At 66.2% G+C, this 21157-nt stretch carries 14 protein-coding genes and 1 pseudogene; 8 read left to right on the top strand and 7 right to left on the bottom strand.

Going from position 1 to position 21157, the window contains the following annotated elements:
- The first annotated feature begins 179 nt into the window (after positions 1 to 179).
- Positions 180 to 869 (top strand): peroxiredoxin, encoded by a 690-nt coding sequence (locus XH96_RS21460; protein ID WP_194387549.1) that lies wholly within the window; start codon positions 180 to 182, stop codon positions 867 to 869.
- A 111-nt stretch (positions 870 to 980) separates the two neighbouring features.
- Positions 981 to 2336 carry a M23 family metallopeptidase gene (locus tag XH96_RS21465; protein WP_194387550.1) on the top strand — a complete coding sequence of 452 codons (1356 nt, stop codon included), beginning with the start codon at positions 981 to 983 and terminating at the stop codon, positions 2334 to 2336.
- A 32-nt stretch (positions 2337 to 2368) separates the two neighbouring features.
- Here XH96_RS21465 and XH96_RS21470 read toward each other — a convergent pair whose 3' ends face one another.
- A complete protein-coding gene (locus XH96_RS21470) occupies positions 2369 to 3562 on the bottom strand; it encodes a DUF5666 domain-containing protein (protein WP_194387551.1) in 1194 nt (397 codons plus the stop codon).
- Positions 3559 to 4437 (bottom strand): DUF6502 family protein, encoded by an 879-nt coding sequence (locus tag XH96_RS21475; RefSeq protein ID WP_194387552.1) that lies wholly within the window; start codon positions 4435 to 4437, stop codon positions 3559 to 3561. The genes XH96_RS21470 and XH96_RS21475 overlap by 4 nt, the downstream gene beginning before the upstream one ends.
- Before the next feature lie 125 nt (positions 4438 to 4562).
- On the opposite strand from XH96_RS21475, the gene XH96_RS21480 reads away from it, so the two are divergent.
- From XH96_RS21480 to XH96_RS21500, 5 genes and pseudogenes are all read left to right on the top strand, one after another.
- Entirely contained in the window at positions 4563 to 4724 is a 162-nt protein-coding gene (locus tag XH96_RS21480; protein ID WP_194387553.1) for a hypothetical protein, read from the top strand.
- A gap of 8 nt (positions 4725 to 4732) precedes the next feature.
- Positions 4733 to 6661, top strand: coding sequence for a glycosyltransferase (locus XH96_RS21485; protein ID WP_194387554.1), 1929 nt, complete (start codon positions 4733 to 4735; stop codon positions 6659 to 6661).
- A gap of 3 nt (positions 6662 to 6664) precedes the next feature.
- On the top strand, positions 6665 to 7405 hold the full coding sequence (locus tag XH96_RS21490; protein WP_194387555.1) for an ABC transporter ATP-binding protein: 741 nt from the start codon (positions 6665 to 6667) through the stop codon (positions 7403 to 7405).
- The gene (locus XH96_RS21495) at positions 7402 to 8781 is read left to right on the top strand and encodes a glycosyltransferase family 1 protein (protein ID WP_194387556.1); all 1380 of its coding nucleotides are present in this window, start codon (positions 7402 to 7404) and stop codon (positions 8779 to 8781) included. The genes XH96_RS21490 and XH96_RS21495 overlap by 4 nt, the downstream gene beginning before the upstream one ends.
- An 11-nt stretch (positions 8782 to 8792) precedes the next feature.
- Positions 8793 to 10052: pseudogene (locus XH96_RS21500) on the top strand (O-antigen ligase family protein); the annotation flags it as partial.
- On the opposite strand, the gene XH96_RS21505 reads toward XH96_RS21500, so the two are convergent.
- From XH96_RS21505 to XH96_RS21525, 5 genes are all read right to left on the bottom strand, one after another.
- Complete coding sequence (locus XH96_RS21505) at positions 9961 to 10968, bottom strand: DMT family transporter (RefSeq protein WP_246789703.1); 1008 nt, start codon at positions 10966 to 10968, stop codon at positions 9961 to 9963. The pseudogene XH96_RS21500 and the gene XH96_RS21505 sit on opposite strands and share 92 nt — an antisense overlap.
- Before the next feature lie 138 nt (positions 10969 to 11106).
- Complete coding sequence (locus tag XH96_RS21510; RefSeq protein WP_194387558.1) at positions 11107 to 11985, bottom strand: NAD(P)-dependent oxidoreductase; 879 nt, start codon at positions 11983 to 11985, stop codon at positions 11107 to 11109.
- A 2-nt stretch (positions 11986 to 11987) separates the two neighbouring features.
- A protein-coding gene (prfB, locus tag XH96_RS21515) for a peptide chain release factor 2 (protein ID WP_194387559.1) occupies positions 11988 to 13119 on the bottom strand; the annotation gives its coding sequence in 2 pieces (ribosomal slippage) (positions 11988 to 13049 and positions 13051 to 13119; 1131 coding nt in all).
- 111 nt (positions 13120 to 13230) lie between these two features.
- A complete protein-coding gene (locus XH96_RS21520; protein ID WP_028177224.1) occupies positions 13231 to 15732 on the bottom strand; it encodes a penicillin-binding protein 1A in 2502 nt (833 codons plus the stop codon).
- A 227-nt stretch (positions 15733 to 15959) separates the two neighbouring features.
- A complete protein-coding gene (locus tag XH96_RS21525; protein WP_194387560.1) occupies positions 15960 to 17255 on the bottom strand; it encodes an N-acetylmuramoyl-L-alanine amidase in 1296 nt (431 codons plus the stop codon).
- A 707-nt stretch (positions 17256 to 17962) separates the two neighbouring features.
- Between XH96_RS21525 and XH96_RS21530 the strand changes: the two genes are divergently transcribed.
- Positions 17963 to 21097, top strand: a complete 3135-nt coding sequence (locus XH96_RS21530; RefSeq protein ID WP_194387561.1) for an Rne/Rng family ribonuclease — start codon at positions 17963 to 17965, stop codon at positions 21095 to 21097.
- Positions 21098 to 21157 lie beyond the last annotated feature (60 nt).

The raw sequence follows: 21157 nt of genomic DNA on the forward strand, positions 1-21157 counted from the left end.
CTGTTCGTCATTTCGCCCCGGGAGCGCGTTCAACGAGCAGTGGGGTGGTCGGTGGAATTCCTTGTAACCATACTCCGGCGTCGTCAGACTTGCCCAGCCGAGGGCGCGATTCCGGCGCGCCGGACGAGGGCTGCAATACCGCTTCGGTTGACCCGCCGAAAGCGTCGAAAGGAAGGCGTATGTCCAAGAAATCCCGAAAGAAATCGTCCAAAACGTCCTCCGGCAGTTCGACCGCCAAAAAGAAGACCGCGAAAACGCGGGCATCGACTCAAGCAACGTCCGCGAAAACACAGCGGACACCGGCAGGCAAATCAACCGGGAGCATAGCAAAAGCAGGATCGCATAAGACCGCGTCGGAACAGTTAAATTCATCCAGAACGGCGTCTCCGCCCGCTCAGGCGAAGTCCGGCCTCGCTGAGGGCCAGAAGGCCCCCGCCTTCCGCCTGCCCCGCGACGGCGGCGACGTGGTCACGCTGGCGGACTATGCCGGGCGAAAGCTCGTCCTGTTCTTCTATCCCCGGGCCGACACGCCTGGCTGCACCCGGGAGGCGATCGACTTCACCCGCCTGGCCGGCGCCTTCACCGCCGCCGGCACGGCCGTGCTCGGCATCTCTGCGGATCCGTTAAAGGCCCAGGAGAAGTTCCGCGACAAGCACAAGCTCGGCGTGCCCCTCATCTCGGATGAGAAACACGAGATGCTGGAGGCCTATGGCGCCTGGGGCCAAAAATCCATGTATGGCAAAAGCTTCCTGGGAATTCTTCGCACCACGATACTGATCGGTCCCGACGGCCGGGTGGCCCGGATCTGGCGCAATGTCCGGGTCGACGGCCATGCCGACGAGGTGCTGGAAGCGGCAAGAAGCCTTTAACCAGTCCGTCGAATTCGCCCGTTCCCATTTCCAGAAAATTAACCATGACCGGCCCAGATTGCTGCGGCAATTGAGCCGCAAGGAACACATCCGACCGGCGCGGGAGTGCCGATGTCGAAAAGTTCTGCCCAATACTCGCACTACCCCCAACATCATCCTCATGACCACGGACGCGTCCTCCATCGCCGTGCGGCCGCCCCGGCGGCGGTAACCGCGATTCCCCTGCCCGCCGCCGACGACGCCTACACCATCGTCCATGCCGGCAAGCAGGTTCGCTTTGGCCCTGTGGTATTCTGGATCGTGGTCGGCACCGTGGTGCTGCTCGGGCTGTGGTCGGCCGCGACGGCCACCTATTTTGCGTTCCGTGACGACGTCCTGACCCGGCTGATCGCCCGCCAGGCCGAGATGCAATATGCCTATGAGGACCGCATCGCCGAGCTGCGCGCCAAGGTCGACCGCGCCACCAGCCGCCAATTGCTCGACCAGGAACAGTTCGACCAGAAGCTCGACCAGATCATGAAGCGCCAAACGGCGCTGGAGTCCCGGGCCACGGCGCTCGGAGCCATGCCCGACGTGACCGGCTCGATTCCCCGCTCCGCCCCGCAGCGCGGCGATGCTAGCCAGGCCACGCCGAAGCCGTCGCCGATCAGCGACACCGTCATCTTCGTGGCGCCGCCGGACCGCGAAGCGCGCCTCGAATCGCGCGCCCCCGCCGTCGTGGCGCCGCCGACCAGCCAATTCGCCAGGAACAACGGTTTCGACAACGTACTGGCGCGACTCACGAACTCGCTCGACCAGGTCGAGCGGCGCCAGATGGCGGCGCTCAACGCCGTCGAGGAAAGCATGGATTCGCGCATGCGCCGCATGCGCGGCGTGGTCAGCGATCTCGGCCTGAACCTCGCCAGTCTCGAAGCCGCCGTGCCGCGCAGCGCAATGGGCGGGCCTTTCGTACCGGTCAAGTTGACGGCCAATGCCGGACCATTCGAGAAGCAGCTCTATCGCATCAACACCACGCGCGCCGAGATGGACCGTCTCAACCGCACGCTCGCGCTGGTGCCCTACCGCAAGCCTGTCATCGGCGAGGTCGAGTTCACCTCCGGCTTCGGCGTGCGCAGCGATCCTTTCCTGGGTCGGCCCGCGATGCACACCGGGCTCGACTTCCGCGCCGCCTCCGGCGATCCCGTTCGTGTCACCGCCAACGGCAAGGTGGTCTCGGCGGGCTGGTCCGGCGGCTATGGCCGCATGGTCGAGGTCGACCACGGCAACGGGCTGTCGACCCGCTACGGCCATCTCTCCGAGATCAATGTCAGGGTCGGCGAGATCGTGAAGATCGGCCAGGTCGTCGGACTCGTCGGCTCGACCGGCCGCTCCACCGGTCCGCATCTGCATTACGAGACCCGCATCGAGGGCGAAGCAGTCGATCCGCAAAAATTCCTGCGCGCCGGCGTCCGGCTCAGCGCGGGTTAGTCCCGCGCTTCTCTCCGTCCCGTAAGCGGCTTTTAGCGCCGGCCACCCATTCCGCCTCCGGGGCCGCCGAAGCCGCCACCACCCATTCCACCACCGGGTCCCATAGGACCGCCGGGCGCGCCCGGGCCGCCGGGCCCTGACGGGCCGCTCGGTCCTGTCGGCGCAGAGCCGGACGGCGCGCCGGGCCCCGCTCCTGGCGCAGGCGCGCCCGGTGCACCGGGCTGGCCGCCGCCAGAGATAGAGCCACGATCTGGATGCAGGATCGAGCCGCCCGACGAGCGTCCGGGATGCCCCGCTCCGCCGGGTGCCTGCCCCGGCGATCCCGGGAATTGCCCAATCGCCTGCGCCGAATCGAGCTGAAGCCCGCGCGACCTGTCGAACACGCCATTGACCACCATGCGCGCTTCACCGGCGGCTGGGCCGAAGCGCGAGCCGTCATGGGCGATGAGCCCGGAGCCGAGCTGGAGGTTCGCCCCCGCCCGCTGCACATAGGCTTCGATCGACAGGCGGCTGGCGCCGACGAGATCCGAAAAATCGTCGATTCGCGTGCGCGCCGCCTGCATCGCCCCCTGGCTCGCGCTGCCCTCGATCTGAACTCGCAGGCCGACCAACCGGGGATCGACGCCGTTCAGCTTCAACCCGCCGATTCGCAAGCCGTCCGGCCCGCGCTCGACCAGGCCCGTCACGCGTGCGACCGCATTGCGCCTCGGCTCGACCAGGCTTGCGACGATGACCGCGTCAGTCCGGCGCAAGCCGTAGACGGCGACTTGCGTACCCGTTCGGAGCTTGCTCGCCTTGTCACCGGCGAAGATCTTCTGGCCGAGCACCGTCAGCTCGTTACCCTTCACCTGCTCAATCGGACCGGAGACCTCGCTCGCGATCGTGATGTTGCGCGTGACGAGCGTGCCATCGACCTGACGGATCGCAACCACGCGCGCGAGTTGACCGATACGCAGCGCCCGAGGGCTGGCCGCCTCCCCGTCGATCCGGACCGGCACGTCGCTCGCGTAAGTGATGCGCTCGCCGTTGACGTAGATGCTGCCGAAACGCTGGATCACGCCGACGATGCCGGTGCCGCCGATGCCGTGATCATCACCGCGCTTGATCCCAGTGCCACCGATGCCCTGATCGGTGCCGCGCTTGACCTGTGCACGGGCGATAGCCGTGCCGGCGAGCCAGAATCCGGCCAGCAGCAGGCGACGGGAGATGACCGGCGGCCGGCTCATGAAGGACCACCTTCTTTGCCACGCGCCTTCGCTTCACCTTCCTCGTCGGCATCTTCGCTGTAGATGTAGGTGCCGAAATTCCAGCGGGCATTGCCGCCCTTGTCCTTGGCGAGCGCGCGGTTGGCCTCGCGGTTGGCGGTCTTCAGCGCGTCCATGGCGAGCTCGCGCGAGCGCGCTTCGAGCCGCCGCGCCAGCTTCGGCGAGATGTTGTTGTAGTGCACCGCGCGCTCGAGGAAGCGTGGCGCAGGCCCGGAGACGTTTTCCGCGGCGGCCGCGATATGGTCGTGCAGATTGCGGCCGAGATAATGCCATTTGCCGTCGTCCTCGCCGCTCGGCACGAAAGCGGCCTCGACCAACTCGATCTCGTCGGCCTCGTTGATGGTGACGAGCTTGCGGTCGATCCACTCGTCGAGCACCGCGCGTGGCCGCACGTCCTTGGTAACCGAGGCGACCAGTTGCTCGAACGAGGGCGCATCGTCCTCCGCCGTGCGCGGCAAAGCGAGCGGCTCGCCCCGGGCATCGGTGAACTCGGGCGCGGCGAGCCAGCGCGCGATCACCGCGCTGGTCAGCGACACTGCTGCCGGCGCCTCGTGCACGGGCGCGCCGGCGCCGCGCAGCCGCGCCACTTCCTTGCGATGGATGCCGGTGAGCAAGCTGACCCGGCTGTCGGTCTGCTCCTTTCCTTCCAGCGCGAAATCGTGCTCGGCGACGTTGACGAACAGTTCGCGCAGCAGCTGCGCCAATGCCGGAAAAGTCATGCCGCTTCGGATGCAGAGCCGCACGAGCGGGCGCAGCAGCCGCGCCAGCGGCGCGTGCAGCTTCGCGGCGGCATTCGGCTGCGGCGCGCCTGCTTTGGACCCGGTCTTGGCATTCATGTCTGAATTGTACCAATGCTACACGTGGGACACAATCCCACACTTTTTCGTGTTGCAATTGACGTGGTAAATTTTCCCACATATACGCGATACCACTGAGGGCGCGACATAGAGGGACTTTACCCATGGCTGACCGCTTGGTCCGCATTTCCAGTTCACCGCGTGCTGTGCCGGCTCCCGACCGGGGACACGGTACGATCGAGCCGATGCTGCCGGCGCTGATGCGCAGCGTCATCTTCATCTCGATGCTGGCCGCACCGTTCCTCGCCGCGCTTCTCGCAGGCTGACCGCCATCATGCATCACACCAGCGACAGCCCGCCCCGCCCGTCGGTGCTGCACATCTTCAAGGTATATTATCCCGACCTGTTCGGCGGCACGCTCACGGTGATCCGTGACATCTGCGCGAGCCTGAAGGATGCCTTCGCCTCCGCCGTGCTGGTCTGCTCGCAATCGGCCGAACGGCGCGAGATCGTCGTCAACGACGTCCCGGTCGAGCGCGTGCGCTCGTTCGGCAACATCCTGTCGCTGCCGGCCGCCCCGACCTATCCCTGGCGTCTGTGGCGCAGGATCGCCGAGCACGATCTGCTCGCGCTCCATGCCCCCTTCCCTCTCGCCGACCTCGTCTTCGCCTTCGGAATCGGCGCCAGGCGCCCACTGGTGGTGCACTGGCACGCCGACATCGTCACTCATGCCGGCCTGCGCTGGCTCGTCGAACCTTTGATGCGGCGAACGCTGCACCGCTCCAAGGCGATCATCGTCTCGGACCAGGCGCTGGTCGACAACACGCCGCTGCTGCGCGAATTCGAGGACAAATGCCACGTCGTGCCGTTCGGCATCGACACCACAAACTACGACGGGCCGAAGATCGATCCGCACCATGTCAACGATCGCGGCCGGCTCGTGCTGGCCTGCGGCCGGCTCGTGCCCTACAAGGGTTTCGACGTGCTGGTCCGCGCTGCAGCCGCGCACGATTTCGAGGTCTGGATCATCGGCGAGGGCATCGAGCGGCCGCGGCTCGAGCAGTTGATCCAGGAGCTCGGCCTTCATGACCGCGTCCGCCTGCTCGGCTCGGTCAACGATTGCGAACGCATCAAGCTGATGCGTCTCGCCGACGTCTTCGTGCTGCCGTCGGTGACCAATGCCGAGACCTTCGGCCTCGTCCAGCTCGAGGCCATGGCCGCCGGCCGCCCGGTCGTGAATACGGCGCTCGATACCGCGGTGCCGCGTGTCGCCCGCCACGGCATGGAGGCGATCACCGTGCCGCCCGGCGACGTCGCGAAGCTGGGTGAGGCTATCGATATGCTGATCCGCGATCCCGAGCGACGCCGTCGCATGGGGCTAGCAGCGCGCACGCGCGCCCTCACCCGCTACTCGACCACGGCCTTCAGGCAAGGCATGGAGACCGTCTACCGCGATGCCGTTGCCGTACCAAGCAAGGAACGATCCGCAACCGCGGAGCCACTTCAAGCGACCGCCTGGCTGGACTGCGTTCGGATCGCGGCGGCACTGGCCTGGTCGGACATGCGCCACCGTTACGTGCGTTCGTTGCTCGGTCCGTTCTGGATGTCGCTCCAGATGGCGATCGTGGTGGCGGTGCTGGGCTCGGTGATCGGCCAGATGTCGAACGACGACATGCTGTCGCGCCTGCCCATGCTGGCGCTGTCGATGACGGCCTGGACTTTCCTCAACAGCGTGGTGCTCGACGCCACCACGGCGCTCCAGAACTCCGCGAGCCTGATCCGCGACCGGGCGCTGCCGCCCGTCATCTTCCTGCTGCAATGCACGTTCCGCCAGGCGCTGTTCGCGCTCCATAACGCCAGCGTACCACTCGTCCTATGGCTCATTCTGTCCCGCCACGAGCTCTCCCACGCGCCGGCGGCGCTGCCGGGCCTCCTGGTGTTCGTGGTCTGCACCTTCGCCTTGAGCCTCGTTCTCGGTGCGATGGCAACACGCTATCGCGACCTCAAACCAATCATCGAGTCCACGTTGATGCTCGCCTTCCTCGCCTCGCCCATCATCTGGTCGTCGGAGATGATCAACCACCGCTCGACGGTGATGCGGATCAATCCACTCACGCATCTGTTCGCGGTGTGGCGCGAGCCACTGGCCGGCGGCCATGTCGACCCCGTCAGCATCGTCTATGTCCTCGTCGCGCTGACGCTCCTGATCGTTGCGAGCGTGCTGACGCTGCTCCACCTGCGCAGAGCCGCGTTCTGGATCTGATGCATGGTCTCGATCAGCTTGCGCAACGTCTGCCTCGACTATCCGGTCTATGGCGCCTACGACCATTCGCTGAAACGGCGGCTGCTCGGCCATCTCATCCGCGAGCCCGGCGAGATGCGGATCATCCGCGCCGTCGACGACGTCACCATCCAGGCTGAAGCCGGCGCCCGTATCGGACTTACCGGAGCCAACGGCTCCGGCAAGTCGACGCTGCTGCGGCTGATCGCCGGCGTCTATCCACCAAGTAGCGGCAGCGTCGCGATCCAGGGCAAAGTCGTGCCCCTGCTCGGCCTCAACGCCGGCGTCAACCTGGATTTCGTGGCCGAGGACAACATCGCGCTGCTGCTGCGGATCAGCGGCCGCAAGCCGACCCGCGGCGTGATCGATGAGATCTGGGCCTTCACCGAGCTGGAGACGCGCATGCAGCGGCTGCCGCTGCGGATGTTCTCCTCGGGCATGCTGATGCGGGTCCTGTTTGCGACCGCCACCGCCTTTCCGGCCGACATCCTCCTGCTCGACGAATGGCTCAGCGTGGTCGACGAGCACTTTGCCGAGAAGGCGCAGGCGCGGCTCCTCAAGCTCATGTCGCAGGCGGCGATCGTGATGATCGCCTCGCACGACCAGCCGCTGCTGCGCCGCACCTGCACCAGCATCATCAACCTCGATCACGGCCGCATCGCCTCGACCATCACGGTCAGCCCGCCGGCCCCCGACGCCTTCGAGCTCCGCGAGAAACGCGCATGAAGCACAACATACTCGTCATCTCCGAGTCGCTCGGACAACCCAATCACAGGCGCGGTATCTTCCACTTCACCCGGGAATTGGTACGTTCGCTCGCCTCGGAAGGCCACGAACTCACGCTGGTGGTGGAGACCACGAAGCGCTACCGCAAGCTCTGCCGGCGCGAGCGGCGTACCAGGCTGTTCGCGGCGCAATCGCGCAACATCGAGCTGCTTGCGCTTTATCGCTACCTCGACGAAATCAACGTGAGCGGGCCATTGACGCTCAGCGGCACGCGCCGCAAACTTGATTGGCTCCGCCGCAGGGCCGGCCTGCTGCTGTCGCGGGACAACACCGTCTGCCTCCTGCGCGCGATCGGCCTGCTCGGCCGGCCCACGCGCCTGATCGAGAACCGGCCCGCCGCGCTCGAATACATTCCGCCGGACCTGAGGCACCTCGAGCTGTTCGGCGAGTTTCAGCTCGAGCCCGGCTTCTTCAACTATCAGGACGCATCGGCCTTCTTCCTGCTGCCTCCGCCGCGGATCGACGCGCGCGATTACGACTTGATCGTCGTGGACACCCCGACACGGGTGGTGATCAGGCGCAAACCCGGCGCCAAGGTGATCTGCATCGTCCACGACCTGTTGCCGCTCACGGACCTCAAGCTCAGCGACATCGCCACGCGGCAGTTCCTGCCGCGAATCCGCACCAGCCTGCGCCAGGCCGACGAACTCGCCTTCGTTTCAAACTACAGCATGATGCGGTTCAGGGAACTGCTGCCGCAATTTGCGCACCTGCCGGCGCGGGTCGTGTATCCCCGCACCCGGTTCGACGCCCCGGATGTCCTGCACCTTCCAGCCCCGTCGGGGCGTCCGGGGCGGCCGAGCTTCGTCGTCATCGTCTCGAACGAGCCACGCAAGAACGTCGCCGCCGTCGTCCGCGCCTTCCGTAACGTTCCCCACGCCGATCTCGTCGTGATCGGCTATACCGGCGAGATCAGCCGGATGCGCAACCTCCCGCCCAACGTCCGCTTCGCCGGCTATGTCGACGAGCACGAGAAGGCGGCGCTGATCGCGGAAGCGCACGGCCTGATCATGCCGAGCCTCGCCGAAGGTTTCGGCGTGCCGATCATCGAGGCGCTGGCTGCGAACACGCCGGTGCTGTGCTCCGACATCGCCGTCTTCCGCGAGGTCGCGGGCGAGCTCGCCGACTATTTCGACCCGTTCTCCACGGAGGCGATCGCCGCCTCCGTCACCCGCGTCCTGGCGCGGCAGGAAGAGTGCCGCGGCCGGATTCGGGCGCAGCGCCACGAGCTCGCCGAACGCTTTGGCTACGAGACCCAGGCCCGGGATTTCCTCAGACATGAGACGCCCAGAGAAAGCCTGGTCGCAGCACAGTGAGCATCAGCCGCATGCCCGCTGAGCAAGCCGTATCGCCCCGTCCGGCCAGCCCGCCAACCGTGCGCAACCGGTCGCAGGCCCTGGGCCACTCCGACCGGCCGTTTCGTGCTGCCGACGTGTTCGTCATCCTGATCGCGGCATCGCTGCCCTGGTCGACCACCGCAACTTCGATCCTGGTCGGGTTCTGGCTGCTTGCGGTGACGCCGACCATCGCCTGGCGCGCCTATGCGCGCCAGCTTGCGCGGCCGGCGTTTGCCTTGCCCTTGGCGCTCCTGCTGCTCGCGCTTATTGGCACGCTGTGGTCAGAGGGTGCGTGGGCAGACCGGCTGCATGCGATCAAGCCGGTTGCAAAGCTCATGCTGATTCCGCCGCTGCTCTACCATTTCAGCCGGTCCGAGCGCGGCTTCCATGTCTGCATCGCCTTTCTCGCCTCCTGCGCGCTGCTTGCCGTGTTCTCCTGGATCGTGCTGCTCGATCCCGCCTGGAAGATCACCGCAACGGCGTCATCAGGCGTTCCCGTCAAGAACTACATCGACCAGAGCCAGGAGTTCACGCTCTGCGCCTCTGCGCTCGCGCTGCCTCTCTGGCGCGGCAGGCGCGCGGCGACAAGAGTCGTCTGCCTGGCCCTGATCCTGCTGTTCATCACCAACATGGTGTTCGTCGCCTCGGCCCGCACCGCCCTGCTCTGCATCGCGGTGCTGCTGGCGCTGTTCGCCTTGAGGCATTTGAGCCGGCGGGCGGCGCTGGTCCTGCTCGCAGGCACGGTCGCCGCAAGCCTGTTGGCCTGGACCACATCGTCCTATCTGCGCCAGCGCATCGACGACATCGCCGTCGAATACCGCCACGGCCACGAGGACATCAGCCGCGCCTCGACCGCGCAGCGGCTGACCTATTGGCGCAAGTCGCTCCATGCCTTTATCGAGGCGCCTCTGATCGGCCACGGCACCGGTTCGATCAAGCGCCAGTTCGAGCGCGCCGCCACCAGCGAAAGCGGACTCGATGCCGAGGTCGTGAGCAATCCGCACAACCAGACCCTCAACGTCGCGGTGCAGTGGGGCCTTCTGGGTGTCGTCCTGCTCTACGCCATGTGGATTGTGCATCTTCGCATGTTCGCGGGTGAAGGCTTCGCCGCCTGGATCGGCCTCGTGGTCGTCGTACAGAACATCGCGAGCTCGCTGCTCAATTCGCACCTGTTCGATTTTCATGAGGGCTGGATGTATGTGCTCGGCGTCGGCGTCGCCGGCGGCATGGTGCTGAAGGCCCAGGCCGGAGAAGCGACAGGGAGCCCGCGATTGCCGGCTTGGCTCGTCCGTCGATCACCAGCAGCGCGCTGCCGATGACGATCGCGCCCGCGATCTCGCGCATGGAGATCGGCTCATCCAGCACCAGCCACCCCAGCAGGATGGCGGTGACGGGAATGAGCAGCGTCACCAGCATGACATTGCTCGCGCCGGAGCGCCGCAGGATCTGGAAGAAGACGATGTAGGCGAGCGCCGTCGACAGGCCGGCGAGGCCGAGCACCGCAAGCCATGTCGTGACGCTCGGCATAGGAAGGCGCCAGGGCTGCTCCACCGCACCGGCGATGATCGCCATCATCACGGTCGATGCGATCAATTGAAACGTCGCCGTTCCAAGAGGCGGAGAATCCTTCAGCAGCCGCCGCGCCGCCAGTGCCGCAAAGCCATAACTCAACGCGCCGCCAAGGCAGAGCAGGATGCCGAGCCCCTGCCCCGGCCTTGCCTCGATGCCCCATCCGCGCAGGATGATCACGCCGAAGAGCCCCAGCGCCACGCCGGCCACGCGCCGCATCTGCAACGCTTCCTCACCAGCCACCGCCATCACGAGCACGGTGAACAGAGGCGTGGTCGCATTCAGGATCGAGGCCAGCCCGCTCGGAATGAAGGTCTGGCCGATCACGATCAGCGAGAACGGGATGGCGTTGTTGAGCAGCCCGATCGCGATGAACGGCCTCCAGCCAGTCGCTCCGATGGGAAAGCCGATGCCCTGCATGCGAAGCAGCGGCAGCAGAATAGCCGCGCCCAGCGCGACGCGCAGGAACACCAGCGTCAGCGGCGGCAATTCCCGCAAAGCCGCACCATTGAAGAAGAACGAACCGCCCCAGAGGATGGAGAGCACAGCGAGCAGCGACCAGTCTCTTGCGTCGATCCGGCTGTCGTTCGGGGGCATCGCGTCTCACCTTGGCGGCCAAGTCTGCCCGCCTAGACCGGCGCGATCGACAGCGCCACCCGAATTCCGATGAACAGAGGTTCACAAGACCGACGCGCAAAAATGAACCAGACGGTCGAAACTGCCCGCGTCGAGCAGCTACGGCGTCTTCGGCCGCGACACCAGCTCGATCATCCGGCCTTCGTCATCGTCGGGCATCGCATCTTTCGCCTGCGCGTAGGCCTCGACCGCGGCGCGGGCGACCAGCGGCTTGTCGGCCAAGAGACTTTCGGCGAGCTTCACGGCATAGGCGGCATCCTTGTGCCGCAGCGCCGCGGTGAAGGTCGCGCCGGAAAAATCGCGGGCGACCATGCGCCTGGAGTGACGCTGCACCTGGGGGCTCGCGGCGACGCCCGCCTGGATCGACTCCAGCACGAGGTTCATGTCGAGCCCGGCCTGTTCGGCGATCGCAAGTCCCTCGGCGAGACCGGCGATCTGGATCGCGCCCATGAGATTGTTGATGAGCTTGTAGACCGTGCCGGAACCGACCGGGCCGAAATGGCGGATGGTCGAGCCGATTGGCGTCAGAAAAGGCCGCGCACGCTCGAGATCGGCCGCATCGGCGCCGGCGAGCAGCGTCAGCTTCCCCGCCGCCGCCGCGTCCGGCAATCCCGTGACGGGGCAATCGATGTAGATCAGCCCGCGCGCGTTGAGCTCGCGGCCCATCTCGCGCGCATGGTCATGGGAAACGGTGGAGCATTCGATCGCGATGGTGCCGGCCTTCGCCGTCTTGGCCGCCCCCTTGGGCCCAAGCCAGACCGCGCGCGAGGCTTCGTCGTCGGCGACCATGGTCACGACCGCGGCGGAATCGATTGCCGCGTCCTCCGGCGAGGTCGCCCAATGCGCGCCGCGCGCGATCAGGTCTTCCGCCTTGGCCTTGCTGCGATTCCACAGCGTCACCGTGAAGCCGGCATCGAGATAGCGGCCGGCCATGCCGTGACCCATCCGCCCCAATCCGATGAAGGCGACACGGGGCATGGCTAGTCCACGTCCTCGATCTCGCCGGTCGTGGTGCCGAACGCGCGCTGCGCCAGCGTCGCGGCCATGAACTCGTCGAGCTCGCCGTCGAGCACGCCCGCGGTGTCGGAGGTCTGCACGCCCGTGCGCAGATCCTTCACCATCTGGTAGGGCTGCAGCACGTAGGAGCGGATCTGGTGGCCCCAGCCGATGTCGGTCTTGGCTGCCTGATCGGCGGCGGCCTTCTCCTCGCGCTTCTTCAGCTCCATCTCGTAGAGCCGCGCGCGCAGCATGTCCCAGGCCTGCGCCCGGTTCTTGTGCTGGGAGCGTCCGGCCTGGCAGACCACGGCAACACCGGTCGGAATGTGCGTCAGGCGCACTGCGGATTCGGTCTTGTTGACGTGCTGGCCGCCGGCGCCGCCGGAACGCATGGTGTCCACGCGGACATCAGATTCCTTGATGTCGATCTTGATGCTGTCGTCGATGACGGGGAAGACCTGCACGCTCGAGAACGAGGTGTGCCGCCGCGCGTTGGAATCGAACGGCGAGATACGCACCAGGCGATGCACGCCGGCTTCCGTCTTCAGCCAGCCATAGGCGTTGTGCCCGGAGACCTGGATCGTCGCGGATTTGATGCCGGCCTCTTCGCCCTCGGATTCTTCCAGGAACTCGACCTTGAAGCCGTGGTTTTCGGCCCAGCGCGTGTACATGCGCAGCAGCATCTGCGCCCAGTCCTGGCTCTCGGTGCCGCCGGCGCCGGCATGGACCTCGAGATAGGAGTCGAAGCGGTCGGCCTCGCCCGACAGCAGCGCCTCGAGCTCGCGTCGCGCCACTTCCTTCTTGAGGTTCTTCAGCGCAGCTTCGGCTTCCGCAACGACGCCGTCATCGCCCTCGGCCTCGCCGAGCTCGATCATGCCGATGTCGTCTTCGAGCTCCTGCTCGACCTTGCCGATGCCTGAGAGCGCATCCTCGAGCGAGGTGCGCTCCTGCATCAGCTTCTGGGCTTTCTGGGGATCGTTCCAGAGGTTGGGATCTTCTGCGAGCTTGTTCAGCTCAGCGAGGCGCGCCGTCGATTTCTCGACGTCAAAGATGCCTCCTCAGCAGCCCGACTGACTGCTTGATCTCTTCTACCAACCGTTCGATTTCGGCGCGCATGTCGTTCTCTGGTTTCGCGGAACTGTTTCCGCAAGCATGAGGTTGGGATGTAGCGGCGGTGGCTGCAAAGCGCAACCGCCGGAACTGCGATCGTCTGTCTTGTCCTGAGCCCTAGTACAGCCCGCCGGTGCCCGGCCGCATGAAGAAGCCGGAATCCGGCTGCTGCTGCTGCGACGCCGGCATGCGCCCGTCGGCGTCGGCGACACCGATGACCGAATAATTGTCCGGCGGGGCGGTGCCCGGCTTGAAGGCTTCGAGGATGGTCCCGCCGGTTTCTCCCGGGCCGGCGCGCATGCCGGTCTTGGCGACGACGCGGACCAGCTTGATGCCGGCCGGCACCTTGAACGGAACGGCCGGCTTGTCGGCGAGCGCAAGCTTGAGGAAATCGCGCGCGATCGGAGCCGCCAGATGGCCGCCGGTTGCGGCATTGCCCCGCCCCAGCGGACGCGGCTTGTCGTAGCCCATGTAGATGGCGACGGCGATATCGGGCGAGAAGCCGACGAACCAGGCGTCCTTGGCCTCGTTGGTGGTGCCGGTCTTGCCGGCGACGGGTTTGCCGACGTCCTTGATGACCGTGGCCGTACCGGCCTGCACCACGCCTTCCATCAGCTCGGTGATCTGATAGGCGGTCATGGAGTCCAGCACCTGCTCGCGGCGGTCGATCAGCTGCGGCTCGGGCTGGTTCTTCCAGCCGCCCGGCGCATCGCAGCCACGGCATTCGCGCTGGTCGTGCTTGAAGATGGTGTGGCCGTAGCGGTCCTGGATGCGGTCGATCAGCGTCGGCTTCACCCGGCGGCCGCCATTGGCGAGCATCGAGTAAGCCGTGACCATGCGCATCGCCGTGGTCTCGCCGGCGCCGAGCGCATAGGAGAGATAGTTCGGCAGCTCGTCATAGACGCCGAAACGACGGGCGTACTCGCCGATCAGGGGCATGCCGATGTCCTGCGCCAAGCGCACCGTCACGGTGTTGAGCGACTGCCGCAGCGCGTTGCGCAGCGTCACCGGTCCCTGGAACTTGCCCGAGGAGAAGTTTTCAGGCCGCCACACGCCGGCGCCCTGGCCCTGGTCGATCTCGATCGGCGCATCGAGCACGACGGTCGAGGGCGTATAGCCGTTGTCGAGCGCGGCCGAGTAGACGATCGGCTTGAACGACGAACCCGGCTGCCGATAGGCCTGCGTGGCGCGATTGAACTGGCTCTGGTCGAACGAGAAGCCGCCGACCATCGCGAGCACGCGGCCCGTCCAGGGATCCATCACCACCATGGCGCCGGAGACCTCCGGGATCTGGCGGAGCCGGTACTGGCCCTCGACGGGCTGGCCGTCCTTGTAGAGCGGATCGGCATAGATCACGTCGCCGGGCTGAAGCACCTGCGAGACCGCCGTCGGCGTCTTGCCCTTCGTGCCGCCCTGCAATGCCCGCGCCCAGCGCACGCCGTCGACCGTGACGATGCCGGTCTCGCGCTGCTTGCTGATGGCGCCGCCGAGTTCGCGGCTCGGCTGGAAGCCGATGCGCGCAGACTGGTCACTGGTCTCCAGCACCACCGCCATGCGCCATGGCGAGATGTCGGAGAGCGATTTGATCTCGGCGAGCTTCACGCCCCAGTCGCCCGAAACATCGAGCTTGCTCATGGCTCCGCGATAGCCCTGCTGCTCGTCGTAGTTCACGAGGCCGGCGACCATGGCCTTGCGCGCCATGACCTGGATCTTCGGATCGAGCGTGGTGCGAACCGACAGGCCGCCTTCATACAGCTTCTTCTCGCCGTAGCGTTCGAAGATGTCGCGGCGGACTTCCTCGGCGAAATATTCGCCGGCGAAGGTGTGGGCGCCGTTGGAGCGGCTGGTGACGGCCAGCGGCTCCTTGCGCGCCTTGTCGGCGTCGGCCTGCTTGATCCAGCCGTTCTCCAGCAGACGGTCGATCACATAATTGCGGCGCTCGATGGCGCGGTCGCGGTTGCGGACCGGATGCAGCGTCGCCGGCATCTTCGGCAGTGCCGCCAGATAGGACGCTTCCGCCACCGTCAGCTCGTTCACCGACTTGTCGAAATAGACCAGCGAGGCGGCCGCGATGCCATAGGCGCCGAGGCCCAGATAAATTTCGTTCAGGTACAGCTCGAGGATCTTGTCCTTCGAGTAGGTTTTCTCGATGCGCATCGCCAGCAAGGCTTCCTTGATCTTGCGGGCGAAGGAGACCTCGTTGGTGAGCAGGAAGTTCTTGGCGACCTGCTGGGTGATGGTGGACGCACCCTGCGGGCGGCGGTTGGAGCCGTAGTTCTGCAGATAAAGCAATCCGGCGCGCGCCATGCCGGTGTAGTCGATGCCGCCGTGCTCGTAGAAATTCTTGTCCTCGGCGGCCAGGAACGCGTTGATCACGAGCTTGGGCACGGCCTGGATCGGCAGATACAGCCGCCGCTCCTTGGCGTATTCGCCAAGCAGCGAACCGTCGACCGCATGCACGCGCGTCATCACCGGCGGCTCGTAATCCTGAAGCTGAGAGTAGTCCGGCAAGTCCTTGGAGAAATGCCAGATCAGGCCTGCCACGGCCCCGACACCGACAAGGAACACCACCGTTCCCGCGGCGAACAGGAAGCCCATGAACCGCACCAGCAAGCGCATTATCTGTTTATCCGTTCAAACTCTGGATCAGCCCAGTATCAGCCCCATGGCGCCCCAATGGCCGCCAACCTCACGTCGCGAATTCGCCGGCCTACGCAATCACATCAGTGCCGGACTTCCGACGCTTGCCGAGCAGGATTCTCGCCGATTCCGACCCCCTGCGGGGTTTTTATAGAGCGTCCGCTGTGGCCAAACTAGGGCCTTTGGGTCGGGCGGGATCAACCCATTCAGTTCGGAGTTCCGGCCGTGGCCATCCGCTTGGTCAGAAATCCGTCGATCGCCTGTGCCATCGAGCCCACGGCACGCGACCGCCACCCCTCGGAGACCAGGTGCTCGAGATCCCCCTTGTTGGAGACATAACCGATCTCGACCAGCACCGAGGGCACGTCGGGCGCCTTCAGCACCCGGAAGCCGGCGGACTTCAGGGGATGCTTGTGCATCCGCACCGTCGCCTTCATTTCACCCATCAAGAGGCGGGCGAAACGGTTTGAAAAGGTGCGGGTTTCCCTCTGCGTGAGGTCGATCAGGATATCGGCGACGTCGTTGGGCTCCTCCGCAAGGTTGAAGCCGGCGATCGCATCGGCCCGGTTCTCCGCATCCGCCAGCCGCTGGGCCTCGGCGTCGGACGCCTTATCTGAGAGCGTATAGATGGTCGCGCCCTGCGCATCGCCCTCGGCACGAGGCAGCGCATCGGCATGAATCGAGACGAACAAAGCGGCCTTTTGGTTGCGGGCGATCTTGGTCCGGTCATTGAGGGGGATGAAGGTGTCGTCGTCCCGCGTCATCACCACGCGGTATTTGCCGGCCTTTTCCAGCTTGTCGCGGAGCGCCAGACCAAAAGCGAGCACCAGGTTCTTCTCGCTCTCGCCCCCCGACTGCGTGCCGTTGTCGATGCCGCCATGGCCGGGATCAATCACGACCACCGGACGGCCGTCGGCCTTCTGCTGCGCGGCATCCGCGGTTGCCTTGGCGGGAACCGTGGCCGGCGGCGCCTCGGCGATCGCGGGCCGCAACTCGGGACGGTTTTCAGGAGGAAGCGATGCCACGAAGGCAGCGCGCTCGATCTCCTCCAGTTCGAGCACGAGCCGGGCCGGCTGGCCGTTGGCGGCTTCGACCACGTAGGAATTGGCGATCTTTGCCGGTCCCGTCAGGTCGAGCACGATTCGCGAGCCGCCGGGCATGACCAGCCCGTAGCGGAAAGCCTTGATCAGCCCCCGCCCCCCGCTTCCGGTGCCGGCGGGCAGCTGGAAATTGACTTGCGGCACGTCCACCACCACGCGGAACGGGTCGCCCAGCGTGGCGGTGCGGAAGGTAACGGTCCGGTCGAGGTCGAGGATGAAGCGGGTCTGCTTGCCGTCGCCGGCCAGCCGCGCGGCCGAGGCTACCGGAAAATTCGCTGCGGCAACAACGGGCTGCGGCTGACTTTCCGCAGCAATGAGGCGCGAAGAATCAGCACACGGCAATGCCGCGGTGCACAGCAACACGCCTCCCAGCAAAACCCGTCGACTTGTGCGGCTCGCCACCGATTCCGTGCCTCCGAGCTGCCCTCTTAACGCAATAGAACCACAGGGTTAATCGCTGCTTAATGACAGAAGCGCGAAACTCGCCGACTGTGACCGCCGTGCGACGCTTCCCTTGCACGGCTGGCTCATTCCTCGTATGTACGGAATGCTGACGGCCGATATTTCAGGTTGTGTCGCATTCAGCCTCCCGGCGCTGCGCCGGAACTCCCAAGATTTGGGGATTCCAGCGTTTTCCGCTTCCCTCTAAGACCAGCGCGGTGCGCGGCAGCGAGGTGGAGCGGGTCAGGCACCGGCGGTGGACGGTCTCGGGTTACCACTCATGTTACCGGGACGGTTCTGACGGCGGCGCAACCCATTAACCCGGTCCCTTGATCCCAAGGGAGCGGTTCGTGATCCCCAAGGCGAGCGCGCTCGCGCCGTGCCTGGCCAGCAGCAACTGATTGAAGGGCGGCCTCGCCGCCCAGTGTTTCATACGGGCCGACGCTTGATGCGCCAGACTGTGCCGACGAAATCTGAAGGACCATTCGCGACGCTGCGGAGTGACAATCCCGCGCGTCGCAACGGTCCTGAAGCTTCCGGTTCGGCAAGGCGCGAGAGACGGCGTTTCGGCCTTCCCCTCACCCCCGAATCAGGTGGACCGTCGCGTCACCCGGCGGCGCCATACGCGCCCACGGTTTATCGCGTCCGCCGCCGCCAAGAGTTAAGACATGCCCAACAAGATGTTGATCGATGCCACCCACCCGGAAGAGACCCGGGTCGTCGTGGTCCGCGGCAATCGCGTCGAAGAGTTTGATTTCGAAACCGCCCAACGCAAGCAACTGCGCGGGAATATCTACCTCGCCAAGGTCACAAGGGTCGAACCCTCGCTCCAGGCCGCCTTTGTTGAATATGGCGGCAATCGCCACGGCTTCCTCGCCTTCAGCGAAATCCATCCCGACTATTATCAGATCCCGGTCGCCGACCGGCAGGCGCTGATCGAGGCCGAGGAACAGGCCCATCGCGAGGCCGAGGAAGAGAGCGAGAACCGCTCGCACGGCCGCCGCCGTTCGCGCCACCGCAACGCCCGCCGCCGCGGTCATGGCGAGCGTGTGCGCAGCGACATCGTCGAAGGACTCGAGGTCGGCGCCGATCCCGCAGCCCAGCCCTCGGAGGGCGAGGCCCCGCACACGGAAGGCGCGCCGTACGAGGGCGAGCATCTGCACGCCGATGCCGAGCACCGCGGCGAGCACGAGGGCCACGATCACGACCACGATCAGGGCGAACATGCTCATGGCGAGCATGATCACGACGATCATCATGCCCATGATCACGATCACCAGCGCGATCATCACGACCACGATCACCACCACCATGATCATCACGACCATGATCATGCCGACGCGGCGCCCGCGCCTGTCGCGGCCGTCGGCGCCGAGCCCGTGGCCGAGGCCGTTGCCGAGCCCCAGGACACCCAAACCTTCGAAGCTCACGTTCCCCAAGCCCATGCGGAAGCTCTGGCTGAGGCCGTGACATCGGCTGCCGAGCCGGCCGATGCGATGTACGCCGACGGCGAGAATGCCGAGACGTCCGCCGAGGCTGCGGAAGCAACCAGCGAAGACGACGAAGACGATGACGAGGACGGCGAGGAAGCCGAAGAGGAAGTCGTCGAATCCGTCGGCGGCGACGACGTGCTGGAGGAAGTGCCGGAGCGCACCTTCCGTCCGCGCCGTCAGTACAAGATCCAAGAAGTCATCAAGCGGCGCCAGGTGATGCTGGTGCAGGTGGTCAAGGAGGAGCGCGGCAACAAGGGCGCGGCGCTGACGACCTACCTCTCGCTCGCCGGCCGCTATGCCGTGCTGATGCCCAACACCGCGCGCGGCGGCGGCATCAGCCGCAAGATCACCAGCGCGCAGGATCGTTCGCGCCTGAAGGAAGTGGTGCAGGATCTCGACGTGCCCGAGGGCATGGGCATCATCCTGCGCACGGCAGGCGCTTCCCGCACCAAGCCCGAGATCAAGCGCGACTTTGAATATCTGATCCGGATGTGGGAAACGGTGCGCGACCTCACGCTGAAGTCGCAGGCCCCGACCCTCGTCTACGAGGAAGGCTCGCTGATCAAGCGCTCGCTGCGCGATCTCTACAACAAGGAGATCGACGAGATTCAGGTCGCCGGCGAATCCGGCTACCGCGAAGCCCGCGATTTCATGAAGATGCTGATGCCCGCCAATGTCGGCGCGGTGAAGCAGTATCGCGACGGCCAGCCGCTGTTCTCGCGCATGGGCGTCGAGAGCCAGCTGGACGCGATGTTCTCGCCGACCGTGCAACTGCGCTCCGGCGGCTACATCGTGATCAACCAGACCGAAGCGCTGGTCTCGATCGACGTCAACTCCGGACGGTCGACGCGGGAGCACCATATCGAGGACACCGCGCTCAAGACCAATCTGGAGGCGGCCGAAGAGGTCGCCCGCCAGCTCCGGCTGCGCGACCTCGCCGGCCTGATCGTCATCGACTTCATCGACATGGACGAGAAGCGCAACAACCGCGCGGTCGAGCGCAAGCTGTCCGATTGCCTCCGGCAGGATCGCGCGCGCATCCAGGTCGGCCGCATCTCGCATTTCGGCCTGCTCGAGATGTCGCGCCAGCGCATCCGCGCCAGCGTGCTGGAGAGCTCGACCGATCCGTGCCCGCATTGCGGCGGCACCGGCCACGTCCGCTCGGTGTCTTCGGTGGCGCTGCAGCTGCTGCGCGGCCTCGAAGAGATCCTGATGAAGGGCGCGACCCACAATCTCGTGGTCCGCACCCGCACCGACGTCGCGCTCTACGTGCTGAACCACAAGCGTGGCCATCTGCGCGACCTCGAGAACAGCTTCAAGGTCACGCTGTCGGTCATCGCCGATCCCACCGTCAGCGGACCGCAGGCATATGTGATCGACCGCGGCGAGCAGGTGCATACGCTCGAAGCCGCCAAGGCGCTGCTCGCTGCGCAAGTGGCTGCGAGCCCGCCGCCACAGGCCGAAGAAGCCTATGACGACGAGGATGGCTTCGACCTGGAGACCGAATCCGAGGTCGAGACCGACGAGACCGAAGGTCTTGCCGACGAACAGGCTGCCGGCGAGGCAGCCTCCGAGCAGGACGGCCAGCGCCGCAAGCGCCGTCGCCGCCGGCGCGGCCGCGGTGGCCAGCGCGAGGGTGAGTTGCGCGAGGATACCGCCCCCACGCTTCCCGAAGCGGCCGCGATGGCCGGTGAAGGTGAAGACGATACCGAGTCCGAGCAGGACGGCGAGGACGGCGAGGAACAGGCAGCCCGTGGCGAGCAGCAGGGCAGCGGCGAGCGCCGGCGTCGTCGTGGTCGCCGCGGCGGACGCCGCCGTCGCGGTGGTGGCGAGGAAGGTCTCGCCGGCTCCATCGGCGACGAACTCGGCGCCAGTCAGCCGTCGGAGGCGACCGATGCGGTTGCCGATTTCGACGGCTTCGGCAGCGAGCCAGCGCCCTCCATCGCACAGGCCGAGCACATCGAGGCGGAGCACATCGCCGAGCCGCAAATCGTGCAGCCCGAACCGCGCGCCGAGGTCCGGACCGAGGCGCCGGCCCAGCCGGAGCCAGCTTCCGCCACGACGACGGCAACGTCAGAAGAGGAGTCCGCCAGCGACAAGGCCGCGCGGCGCCGCTCCACCGTCCGGGAAAAGGTGAGCTTCCTGCTGAACAGCCAGCCCGAGCCGGCAACGCCGGTGGCGCAGGTGACCGAAGAACCGATCGCCGCGCCCGCGCCGACACCCGAGCCTGCGCCGGAGCCGGCAAGCGAAACCCCGGCGGCCCCGCGCCGCGCCGGCTGGTGGTCGCGCCGCTTCGGCGGCGGCGAATAATAGGGACATCCATGAAACCGCCCGGCCAAACCGGGCGGTTTTTGGTTGGCGAGGTCAGTT

Source organism: Bradyrhizobium sp. CCBAU 51765, assembly GCF_015291725.1.
In the GTDB taxonomy this organism is placed as follows: Bacteria; Pseudomonadota; Alphaproteobacteria; order Rhizobiales; family Xanthobacteraceae; genus Bradyrhizobium; species Bradyrhizobium liaoningense.